Here is a 12,184-nt window from a genome sequence, read left to right as displayed (position 1 = left end):
CTATGTCACGTATACTATATATTTCGCTTTTATCCATCCTTTTGTTCAATGTTATGGGCTGTGGGGATTTTAGTAATAAAGATAATGACCAAGGCGTTTCGGAGGAAAGTGCCGATAATGCAAATACCATAAAGGTTACAAGAGCTCAATTTGAAGGAGAAGAAATGGCGTTAGGGAGTCTTAGCCAGCAAAATTTTCCGGTGGTGGTGGAGGTTACGGGTACTATAGATGTCCCACCTCAAAACAAGGCAATAGTTAGTGCCTTTTCTGGCGGATATATAAAAAGGACTCCCCTTTTAATAGGTAATAAAGTAAAAAAGGGGCAACCCTTGCTGAGCCTGGAAAATCCGGAATTCGTTCAAATACAACAGGAATATCAGGAAAGCTTTGAACAGCTAAGCTACCTTAAATCGGAATATGAAAGACAAAAAAGTTTGGTTGCCGAGCAAATAACCTCACAAAAGAATTTTTTAAAGGCGGAGAGCGAATATAAACGCACTCTTGCCAGGTATAACGGTTTGGGACAAAAGCTTAAAATGCTAAATATCTCTCCAGGAAATGTGGAAAAGGGAATAATTGTATCCGAAGTAACCATCTTCGCCCCTATTGATGGCAGTATCACCAAAGTAAATGTTAGTAAGGGTATGTATGTGTCCCCTTCAGATGAAATAATGGAGATCATAAATACGGACCATATTCATTTGGAATTATCCGTGTTTGAAAAGGATGTTATGAAAATCAAAAAAAATCAAAAAATTCGCTTTAGGATTTCAGAGGCCTCACAAGAATATTATGAGGCGGAGGTATATTTGGTCGGTACTTCTATTGATACTGACAGTAGAACCGTGAAAATACATGGCCATTTACATGATGATGAAAATCACAATTTTGCTGTAGGGATGTTTGTAGAAGCTACCATTATTACCGAAAATAGGGTTATGAAGGCTTTGCCCAGTGAGAGTGTTGTTACCATGGACAACAAGCAATATGTTTTATCACTGGTTTCCGAAGACAATGAGGTAAATGTTTTTAAAACAAATCGGGTACAGACGGGTGACGGTTATAACGGTTATATAGCCATCACCGATGTTGGCGAACTTAAGGATAATGACCAGGTAATCGTTAAGGGTGGATTTAATTTGTTGGGCGAGACTGCTGGTCATGATCACTAACCATCTTGGCATACACAATAGTCGACCAGAAATGTAAAAACTGTTTAAAATACATTTCTGGTCAGCTAGTATTGTGCATTAGAACTTTCTATTTGGCGAAAAGCCATTTATGTCCATAGATGTTTTCTTGTCCGAAATTATTTCCGAGACCAGTTGTCCTGTAACCGGTCCTAGGCTCCATCCCATCATGGAATGTCCTGTGGCAATGGTTAAATTTTTTAAGGAACTACATTTTCCAATATAGGGCAGGCCGTCTGGAGAAACTGGGCGTAGACCGCTTTTGGCATCCCCTATTTCTTTGGTGTTGATTTCTATTTCAGGATAAAACTGGGAGACAGCCTTGGCAATGGCCTCAACACGTTGTTTTTTAATAATATCGTTAATTCCCGAAAATTCCATGGTGCCTGCAAAACGGGTATATTCTGCCATTGGAGTTACCGCTACCTTGGCTTCCATTAGAATGGCGGGAATGGTAATCCCGGTAGGTCTTGCTACATTTATACTATATCCCTTTCCTGCCTGTATGGGAAGTTTAAGGTTCATTTTCTTGGATAATTTTTCACTCCAAGAGCCTGCCGCCAATACAATTTCTTCAGGTGAATACTGGGTCTTATCTGTAATTACGGTGGTTATTCGGCCATTATCGGTCACAATATCGGTAACCTCCTCATTGGTTTTTATGATTACACCGCTTCGCTTTAAATAATCCAACATTTTTTTCATGAACTCGGTCGGAGTGGTATGTCCATCGCACTCATAATGAACGGCTCCCTTAACATCCATGGTAAGGTTGGGTTGTAATTTGTTCAACGCTTTTTTGTCCAAGGAATTAACTTCCAGGCCTAAATAGGAAGCCTTTTTAGCGACCTCCATTTCATGTTCTCCTTCTGCGTCGGTTTTATACAACATTAATAAGCCCTTTCTTTCCAGCTGAAAATCCCCTAAATCCCCAGTGTTTTTAATAGCAGTGAAAAGTTCCCTGCTCAATATGTTTATCTCCTTGATCAGGGGAATGGCCAGAGCAACCTTTTCCTTAGTGGAGGATTTATGGAAATACCAGGACCATTTAAAAAAATCGGTATCCCAACGGGGTTGCATATAAAATGGACTGGATGAATTGAACATCCATTTAATGCCTTTTAAAATCATCCCAGGGGAAGCAAGGGGAATAATATGGCTGGGGGTAATATATCCAGCGTTGACAAAGGAGGCTCCCGAGCTAATATCAGATTTGTCCAATAGGGTAACATTATGGCCCTCTTTATGTAAAAAGTAGGCAGAACAGAGTCCTACTATTCCCCCGCCAATAATCAATACGTTCTTTTTCATTCTATATTACTTGAAAACCGTGGGCATAGGGATCATCATCATCAATAATGATATTGTTATAGCCGTAAACCTGTGCCCAACCCTTAATACTGGGGATAATGGCTTTCATTCCGGCCAAACTAGTCTCTTCTTCCACTTTCCCAACAAATTGGGAACCAATAAAACTTTCATGGATAAACTCATCTCCCACTTTTAGCTTCCCCTTGGCATGCCACTGTGCCATACGTGCAGAGGTTCCGGTACCACATGGAGATCTGTCTATAGCCTTGTCCCCATAAAAAACAGCATTCCTTGCCGTAGCTTCGGGTGATATCGTTTTCCCCGTCCACTCTATGTGGCTCACACTATTGATCGTTGGATTCTCTGGGTGGATAAATTTGTTTGGATATTTGAGGTTTATCTTCTCCCTTATCTCTTGACTGTATTGGACCAATTTTCCTGCAGAATAATCCTGGATACCCTTAAAATTCTTTTGTGGATCAATAATAGCATAATAGTTGCCGCCATATGAGACATCAAAGACGAGCTCCCCTAAATCGGAGCAATCCACAGTCAGTTCGGATGCCGCTAGGTACGATTTAACATTTGTTAATTTTACCCAATCAATCTTTTTGCCTGTTTGTTGATACTGGATATTCACCAAACCAGCAGGGGTTTCCATTCTTATTTTTCCCGGTTCCCTTGGGGTTAGCAGACCTTCTTCTATCCCGATGGTTATTGCCCCTATAGTACCGTGTCCGCACATGGGGAGACAGCCACTGGTTTCTATAAACAGAATACCAAAATCGTTTTCAGGGTCGGTGGGCGGGTAAAAAATACTTCCGCTCATCATATCATGGCCTCTTGGTTCAAACATTAAACCTTTCCGAATCCAATCGAACTCTTTAAGGAAATGCTGGCGCTTTTCGCTCATATTGTTCCCCAATAGATTTGGTCCTCCCCCGGCTACCACCCGAACGGGATTGCCACAGGTATGGGCATCCACGCAAAAAAAGGTCTTCCTGGCCATTAATCTATATTTTCTGTTTGGTATGTTCGCCGTTTACTAGCCTCATAATGTCCAAGGGATTATTATTCCTTAAGGCTTCCGGCAATAATTCTTCCGGCCAACTTTGGAAAGACACCGGTCTTACCCATCGTTTTATTGCCGAGGTTCCAACGGAAGTGAACCTACTGTCCGTAGTGGATGGAAATGGGCCTCCATGCATCATGGATGGGCAAACTTCCACTCCTGTGGGAACTCCGTTGAAGATGATGCGTCCTACTCTATTTACCAGGGCGTTTACTACCTCCGGACTGGATTTTATCTCGGATTCCGTTCCTAGGATGGTTCCGGTTAATTGTCCCTCCAAATGCTGGATTACTGTGGCCAATTCCGATTTGTCCTGACATTGTACAACAATAGAGAAGGGGCCAAAGACCTCCCTGTGTAGCACGGGGTTCTCCAAAAAATCCTTTGCCGCAACGGTCAATACTTTTTGTTCGGCAAAATTGGGATCAACCTGCCCTTTAAAGGAGGCTACTTCTTTAGTGTTGGGTTGGGAGGACAATTCCTTTTTTCCTTTTTCATAACCTTCGTGTATGTTGGGGTGCAACATACAGGTAGGATCCAATTTTTCTATTTCCTTGCCCAAGTGGGTGGTAAAACTATCCATGGCCTGTCCTTTAATGCCAATAATAAGTCCTGGATTGGTACAAAATTGGCCTGCTCCCAACATAATGGAACCCGCGTATTGGGATGCCCATTCGGACCCTTTTTCTTCCAAGGCAGATGGAAGAACCACTACGGGATTAATACTGCCCATCTCCGCAAACACAGGGATCGGCTCTTTTCTTTGTGTTGCCAATCTATATAAGGCCATACCTCCATTGGTACTCCCTGTGAAACCTATCCCTTTTACTTTGGGATGTACGGTTAATAGCTGTCCAACCTCTAAATCACTACTGTTTAGATTGGAAAATACACCATCGGGCATTCCTGTTTTTTTGGCTGCTATGGCTATAGCGGAGGCTACCAATTCTCCGGTACCGGCATGCATGGGATGACTTTTTACAATTACGGGACACCCTGCAGCAAGAGCACTGGCGGTATCTCCCCCAGCGGTGGAAAAGGCCAATGGGAAATTGCTGGCACCAAATACAACTATAGGACCTAAGGGAAGCAACATTTTTCTAATGTCCGCTTTTGGCAACGGCTCCCTGTCCGGCTGAGCGGTATCTATGGTAGCTTCTACCCATGAGCCTTCCTCCAATAAGGTGGCAAAGGCACGAAGTTGTCCCATGGTCCTACCGCGTTCGCCTTTGGCCCTGCCTTCCGGCAAACCCGACTCCTGGACATAAACTGAAATCAGTTCGTCGCCCAAGGCTTCAATTTCACTGGCTATGGCCCTTAAAAATTCTGCTTTTTTTCTGTCCGAGAAAGTGCGATATGTTTCAAATGCTATCGCAGCCTTGTCAATTGCGGCATTTACCTCTTCCTTAGAGGCCTCATGGAAAATCCATTCCGTAGGTTTATTCAATTTTGGATTGAAAGTTGAATATGTTCTACTGTTCTTGGCCGATGTATCTAGTCCAATATAGTTTTTCCCTGTAATCATTGTAAATTTAAATTTTATTTATTCGCTCTATTGAGCTTGAATTTCCTTGACTAAAGTAATACTTTTAGGAGGGTATTAAAAGTATTATTGGTTTAAACCAATTCCGATTTATAATCAGGAAGGGTCGGCCTAGTCTTCATTCCTTCTTCAATAATTCCCAACACCCTTTTTCTTTCCTCTCCCTGAAGAGGTAATCTAGGAGCTCTTACCTGTTCCGTTCCTATGCCGGTAGCCACTTCTGCCAATTTAATGTTTTGTACCAACTGGGGGTTGATATCCAGTTCCAATAAAGGTAAAAACCACCTGTAAATAGCTAGGGCTTCTTGAATTCTCCCGGTTTTTGCCAAGCTATATATAGCTACGGTTTCTGCAGGAAAAGCACAGACCAGACCAGCAACCCAGCCATCTGCACCCATTAGAACACTTTCCAATCCTAAAGTGTCAACCCCTGTAAACACCTTCAAACGGTCGCCAAATCTATTTTTAATCCGGGTAATGTTGGAGATATCCCGGGTAGATTCCTTTACGGCCTGTATGTTCGGCATGGTCAATAATTCTTCGAACATATCCAAAGTTACCTCTATTCCGTAATCTACAGGATTGTTGTATATCATTATTGGCAAATCTGTACTCATGGCCACTGCCTTAAAGTAGGTAACCGTTTCAAAGTCATTCGCCTTGTAACGCATAGGAGGAAGCATCATTAAACCGCTGGCCCCATATTTTTTAGCTTTATATGCGGCTTCAATGGCACCTTTGGTGGTTTGTTCCGCTATGTTTATGATTACTGGGATTTTATCATTGACAATTCTTACTGTCTCTTGTATTAAAATCTTTTTCTCTTCATCGGTCAAGGTACTGGCTTCCCCAAGTGTACCGCCCAGGATAATAGCACTGACCCCAGCTTCCAGCTGTGCCTGAATATTGAGTTCGAACATTTTTAGGTCTAGAGTATCCTCTTTAGTGAATTTTGTAGTAACTGCAGGCATTACGCCTTCCCAATTTATTTGCATAACAAAGATTTTTTAATGAACTACAAAATTAATACAACAATTAGCCTCTTAATAGGGGAATATTAGCCGAAATTGAGATAATATTAACTTGTTGTGGCTTCTTTTTGGAAATAACGTGTTAAAAAATAATGCGAACCTTACCCAATCCTAAACAATGGGAATTTAATCGAACTTGTTCATTTTTCTAACTTTTAAGGATTTGTACCACTTAAATAAGGTCAAGTTTCATAGTCCAAACAGTTTTATAAAAATACTAAGATTCTTTCTTTAAGATTTCCTTATTTTTGGAAAATTCTGAATTAATTAAAAATAGCTGAATGAAAAAGATACTGTTTGTTGCATTAGGACTTTCGTTGGCCTGCAACTCATCGCAAAAAACCATTTCCCAACAAATTGAACCGGTAAAGACCACGGTTGACCCCCAGGTTTACGCGGAATCCATTACAGAAGCCGAATTAAAGGAGCATCTCTATATATATGCTTCGGATGAATTTGAAGGTAGGGACACCGGAGAGCCAGGACAGAAATTGGCGGTTGAATATCTCAAGGATAACTATGTAGAACTAGGTATTCCTGCTGCCCAGTCCGATGGGAATTACTTTCAAAATGTTCCTTTGGTCATTAGTAAGCTGCCCAAGGGGACTGTTTCCATTAATGGGAAGGAATACCAAAATGGAGAAGGTTTGTTGACATTTACAGCTGCCACGGGTAGCTATGATAATATAGTATATGTAAACCATGGCATTGAGGAGGGGGATTACTCGGATTATGCAGGCATGGATGTAAAGGGGAAAATAGTTTTGCTGAAAGCAGGGGAACCTATGAACGCCGATGGAACCTATAGGCTGTCAGGTACCAATGAAAAGTCCGTTTGGAGCAATATGTCCGAATCCATAGGCAAAAGAATGGAATTGGCCTCGAGTAAAGGTGCAATTGGGATAATGTATTTTGACGAGGACAACTATGGTCGCTTTAAAAACAGGTTTAATTTTATGCAGAACAAAGATAGCGGAAGCATGGGCTTGAAGGATGAGGTGCAAAATGATTTTTTTAGCTTTTTTATCGATGCCCTTGTGGCAAATGCGCTTCTCCCTAATATCGAATCCGAAAATACTTCTAAAAATGTTCCCACCAAATTGGTTCTGAATATTGATAGTGACAGTCAGGACGTGGAATCGGAGAATGTAGTGGCCGTAATTAAAGGTACGGAAAAACCCGATGAGTATGTTATTATTTCAGCACATCTTGATCATGTTGGGGTAAATAAGGAGGGAGAGATTTTTAATGGCGCTGACGATGATGGCTCGGGTACCGTTGGTCTTTTAGAGATTGCCGAAGCTTTTAAGAAAGCAGCCGATGCGGGTCACGGCCCAAAAAGATCTGTTGTTTTTCTACATGTGACCGGAGAGGAAAAAGGTCTTTTGGGTTCAAAATATTACGCGGATCACGACCCTATTTTTCCGTTGTCCCAAACGGTAGCCGATTTAAATATTGATATGATAGGGAGAATAGACCCAAAGCGCACGGGAGAAAGGAATTATATTTATTTAATTGGTTCCGATAAGTTGAGTACGGAACTTCATGAGCTATCCGAAGAGGTCAATAAAAAATATATGAATATTGAACTGGATTACACCTATAATGATGAAAATGATCCCAACCGTTTCTATTATAGAAGTGATCACTATAATTTCGCTAAAAATAATATTCCCATCATATTCTATTTTAATGGAACCCACGCCGACTATCACCAACCTGGGGATACACCGGACAAAATAAATTATGACCTCTTGCAAAATAGAATCAGACTGGTTTTTCATACCGCTTGGGAAATAGCCAATAGGGATGCCCGTCTTAAGGTGGACAAAGCAGCCAAGTAATTTAATATAGCTTCTGATGAAGAGGTTTTAAAAGGTGGATGAACTAGTTTTGTCCACCTTTGTTATTAGTGATAATTGTGGCTATTTCTGCTTTAGCCCCTCCCCAGGAATAATATTCCCAAATAGGTGATGATCGGCTAAAGGCCGTTTCGTAAAAAAGTACTGGTTATATTCCAAACATTCACTAACTTTTATGTTGAACATCGTAATTATTACTATATTAATTTCAGTGATTTACAAGATAGTCTTAATTTTGCATGCTAGTAAAAAAGTAGGCAATGGGCCACTTTACGAATATTAAATCTAAGATCATAAATCATAACCCTATAAAATGAAGAAAACGTTATTTGATAAAGTGTGGGATTCCCATGTTGTTCATAAGATTGAAAATGGGCCGGATGTATTGTTCATAGACCGTCATATGGTTCATGAAGTTACCAGTCCGGTGGCATTTTTAGGTTTAAAAAGTAGGGGTATTCCAGTAATGTATCCAGGGCGCACTTTCGCCACTGCGGATCATAATACACCTACCATTAACCAACACTTACCGGTTAAGGATCCGCTTTCGGCCAACCAGTTAAAAGCGTTGGAGGAAAACTCCAAGGCTCACGGTATTTCCTATTGGGGATTAGGGCATGAAAAAAATGGTATTGTGCACGTAGTAGGTCCGGAATACGGGATTACCCAACCCGGGGCTACCATTGTATGTGGTGATTCCCATACATCTACCCATGGGGCATTTGGAGCAATTGCATTTGGCATTGGAACCTCGGAAGTGGAAATGGTATTGGCTACCCAATGTATTATGCAGCAGAAAGCCAAATCTATGCGTATAAATGTTAATGGAAAACTTAGTTTGGGCGTTACTCCCAAAGATGTGGCCCTCTATATTATCTCCAAATTAACAACCTCAGGTGCAACTGGATACTTTGTGGAGTATGCAGGGGATGTTTTTAGGAACATGACCATGGAGGGCAGGATGACCGTTTGTAACCTAAGTATAGAAATGGGTGCCCGTGGTGGGATGATTGCCCCGGATGAAAAAACCTTTGAATATATCAAAGGACGTGAGTTTACCCCTGTGGGTGCCGATTGGGACAAGGCCATGGAATATTGGAAAACCCTTAAAACGGATGAGGGTGCAAGCTTTGATAAAGAAATAACTTTTGATGCTGCCGATATAGAACCTATGATTACCTACGGGACCAATCCAGGAATGGGTATCGGAATTTCCAATGGTATTCCAAAGGCAGAATCTTTGGAGGGTGGTGTTGCCACATATAAAAAATCACTTCATTATATGGCCTTCCATGAGGGCGATAATATGATTGGAAAGCCAATCGATTTTGTGTTCTTGGGGAGTTGTACCAATGGGCGTATTGAAGACTTTAGAGCCTTTGCTTCCATAGTGAAGGGTAGAAAAAAAGCCGATAATGTAACGGCTTGGTTGGTTCCCGGTTCCCATAAGGTGGAGTCCGCTATTAAGGAGGAAGGAATTTTGGATATTTTGAACGCCGCCGGTTTTGAATTACGCGAGCCTGGATGCTCTGCATGTTTGGCCATGAACGATGATAAGGTTCCTGCCGGAAAATATGCCGTTAGTACCTCGAATAGAAATTTTGAAGGAAGACAAGGACCTGGGTCCAGAACGCTTTTGGCAAGTCCGTTGGTGGCAGCTGCAGCGGCCGTGACGGGTAAGGTTACCGATCCAAGGGAGTTGATGCAGGAGGAATTGGTTTAAAATATAATTGCACTTTTGGCAAAACCTATAATAATCCGGACCAACCACATAGTATTGGTACGTTAGTTTTAGGAAATGGCCTCTGGAGGGTTTTGTTGTGGTCAAAATAATTTTGTGATAAAAAAAGTTTAATTTTCGTTTGACGCCGGGCGTTGAACACATAAGTCTAAATAAGATGGCATACGATAAATTTGATATTTTAAAAACAACAGCGGTTCCGCTTCCCATTGAAAATGTGGATACAGATCAAATAATTCCGGCGCGTTTCCTTAAGGCGACAGAGCGTAAGGGTTTTGGAGACAATTTGTTCAGGGACTGGCGCTACAATCCGGATAATAGTCCAAAAGAGGATTTTGTACTGAACAATCCTACCTTTAGTGGCAAAATTTTGGTAGGGGGCAAAAACTTTGGATCTGGTTCTTCCAGGGAACATGCCGCCTGGGCGGTATACGATTACGGATTTAGATGCGTGGTATCCAGTTTTTTTGCAGATATTTTTAAGAATAACTGTTTAAACATCGGTGTGTTGCCCGTACAGGTCAGTGCTCCGTTTTTGGAAAAAATATTTGAGGCAATCTATGCAGATCCCAAAACGGAATTGGTGGTTAATTTACCGGAACAGACCATTACGTTGACAACTACGGGCGAATCCGAAAGTTTTGATATCAATCATTACAAAAAGGATAATATGCTTAACGGCTTTGATGATATTGATTACCTTTTGAATATCAAAGAGAATATTAGGGCATTTGCCGAAGATACTCCATTGTAAAATATTGGGTTGTAGTAAATGTACCCAAATGTTGATTGGAGAAAATCCCTTTTGTCTTCATATTGCACTAAGGAATTTTACTGTTTTTAAGTTATTGGGCATTAGAGATACCGTTACTAGTTCTGCATAAATGAAACGAAGAATAATTGAAATAATGGACACCACCCTTCGGGATGGGGAACAGACCTCCGGGGTGTCTTTTTCAGCATCCGAGAAACTAACTTTGGCCAAGTTGTTATTGGATGAGTTGAATGTGGATAGAATTGAAGTGGCTTCTGCGCGTGTATCGGAGGGAGAACTTTCGGCGGTACAACAGATTACCGAATGGGCCAATACCAAGGGGTATATGGACCGCGTTGAGGTGTTGACCTTTGTGGATGGGGGCGTTTCCATTGATTGGATGAAAAAATCCGGTGCCAAGGTCCAAAACCTTTTAACAAAAGGTTCTATGAACCACCTAACGCACCAACTTAAAAAAACGCCACAACAACATTTTAGGGAAATAGAAAATACCATCGCCGAGGCTGCCAAGGAAGGTATTTCTACCAATGTATATTTGGAAGACTGGAGCAATGGGATGCGAAATTCGAAGGAATACGTGTTCCAGTTTATAGACTTCCTGTCCACATTACCTATTAAAAGGGTCTTGTTGCCCGACACTTTGGGAATTCTGACCTATTCCGAGACATACAATTATATATCGGAAATAGTAGAGCGCTACCCCACAATGCATTTTGATTTTCATGGGCACAATGATTATGATTTAAGTGTTTCCAATGTTATGGAGGCCATAAAAGCGGGTTGCCATGGACTTCATTTAACCGTAAATGGAATGGGTGAAAGGGCCGGTAACGCCCCCATGGCAAGTGCCATAGCGGTGATCAACGATTTTATGCCCGAAATAGAGGTGGCCGTTAACGAATCTTCCCTTTACAAGGTGAGCAAGTTGGTATCTGCCTTTACCGGATTTGGAATTCCTGCCAATAAGCCAATAGTAGGTGATAATGTTTTTACTCAAACTGCAGGAATCCACGCAGATGGGGATAGTAAAAAGAATTTGTATTTTAACGATTTAATGCCGGAGAGATTTGGTAGAAAACGTAAATATGCCTTAGGTAAAACCTCGGGTAAGGCCAATATTCAAAAGAACTTACAGGAGCTTGGATTAACGCTCAACGATGATGAATTAAGAAAGGTTACTGCCCGTATTATTGAATTGGGGGATAAAAAGGAAAAGGTAACCAAGGAGGATCTGCCCTATATTATTTCCGATGTATTGGATAGCGATACCTATCAACAAAAAGTTTTTGTTAAATCGTATGTTCTAACCCATTCCAAAGGTTTAAAGCCTTCCACTACCCTAGCCCTTGAAATTAATGGAGAACTTATAGAGGAACATGCCCAGGGCGACGGACAATACGATGCTTTTATGAATGCCTTGAGAAAAGTTTATAAATCCAAAAAAATGGAATTGCCCACCTTGGTCGATTATGCGGTTCGCATACCGCCAGGAAGCAATTCCGATGCGCTCTGTGAAACCATTATTACATGGAAAAGGGATGGTAAGGAATTTATATCCAGGGGGTTGGACTCCGATCAAACCGTTTCGGCCATAAAAGCGACTGAAAAAATGTTGAATATTATTTAGGAATATATAAACAATTATAACCATGCCAGGCG

The 12,184-nt window shown here is 41.3% G+C and carries 9 protein-coding genes; 5 read left to right on the top strand and 4 right to left on the bottom strand.

The genetic code is table 11. The annotated features are described in order from the left end of the window. Nucleotides 1-2 precede the first annotated feature (2 nt). On the top strand, nt 3-1,172 hold the full coding sequence (locus tag QSE00_RS08075) for an efflux RND transporter periplasmic adaptor subunit (RefSeq protein WP_286105561.1): 1,170 nt from the start codon (nt 3-5) through the stop codon (nt 1,170-1,172). A 78-nt stretch (nt 1,173-1,250) separates the two neighbouring features. Here the strand turns inward: QSE00_RS08075 and QSE00_RS08070 are convergent, their stop codons facing one another. The 4 genes from QSE00_RS08070 to QSE00_RS08055 form a co-directional block, all read right to left on the bottom strand. Then, the gene (locus QSE00_RS08070; RefSeq protein WP_286105560.1) at nt 1,251-2,501 is read right to left on the bottom strand and encodes an NAD(P)/FAD-dependent oxidoreductase; all 1,251 of its coding nucleotides are present in this window, start codon (nt 2,499-2,501) and stop codon (nt 1,251-1,253) included. A gap of 1 nt (nt 2,502) precedes the next feature. After that, on the bottom strand, nt 2,503-3,510 hold the full coding sequence (locus QSE00_RS08065; RefSeq protein ID WP_286105559.1) for a 4-hydroxyproline epimerase: 1,008 nt from the start codon (nt 3,508-3,510) through the stop codon (nt 2,503-2,505). 4 nt (nt 3,511-3,514) lie between these two features. After that, nucleotides 3,515-5,098, bottom strand: a complete 1,584-nt coding sequence (locus tag QSE00_RS08060) for an aldehyde dehydrogenase (NADP(+)) (RefSeq protein ID WP_286105558.1) — start codon at nt 5,096-5,098, stop codon at nt 3,515-3,517. Nucleotides 5,099-5,190: 92 nt separating this feature from the next. Further along, a complete protein-coding gene (locus QSE00_RS08055; protein WP_110355370.1) occupies nt 5,191-6,111 on the bottom strand; it encodes a dihydrodipicolinate synthase family protein in 921 nt (306 codons plus the stop codon). 317 nt (nt 6,112-6,428) lie between these two features. Here QSE00_RS08055 and QSE00_RS08050 point away from each other — a divergent pair, with 317 nt between their 5' ends. The 4 genes from QSE00_RS08050 (at nt 6,429) to QSE00_RS08035 (ending at nt 12,152) form a co-directional block, all read left to right on the top strand. Beyond that, on the top strand, nt 6,429-7,991 hold the full coding sequence (locus QSE00_RS08050; protein ID WP_286105557.1) for a M28 family peptidase: 1,563 nt from the start codon (nt 6,429-6,431) through the stop codon (nt 7,989-7,991). Between the two features lie 331 nt (nt 7,992-8,322). Beyond that, a complete protein-coding gene (gene leuC, locus QSE00_RS08045; RefSeq protein WP_110355372.1) occupies nt 8,323-9,732 on the top strand; it encodes a 3-isopropylmalate dehydratase large subunit in 1,410 nt (469 codons plus the stop codon). Nucleotides 9,733-9,907: 175 nt separating this feature from the next. Next, nucleotides 9,908-10,504, top strand: a complete 597-nt coding sequence (leuD, locus tag QSE00_RS08040; protein WP_110355373.1) for a 3-isopropylmalate dehydratase small subunit — start codon at nt 9,908-9,910, stop codon at nt 10,502-10,504. Between the two features lie 130 nt (nt 10,505-10,634). Continuing rightward, complete coding sequence (locus QSE00_RS08035; RefSeq protein ID WP_286105556.1) at nt 10,635-12,152, top strand: alpha-isopropylmalate synthase regulatory domain-containing protein; 1,518 nt, start codon at nt 10,635-10,637, stop codon at nt 12,150-12,152. Nucleotides 12,153-12,184: the final 32 nt, after the last annotated feature.

Origin of the sequence: Arenibacter flavimaris (assembly GCF_030291335.1) — a bacterium.
Lineage (GTDB): Bacteria > Bacteroidota > Bacteroidia > Flavobacteriales > Flavobacteriaceae > Arenibacter.
This window is presented reverse-complemented; position numbering and strand designations above follow the sequence as displayed.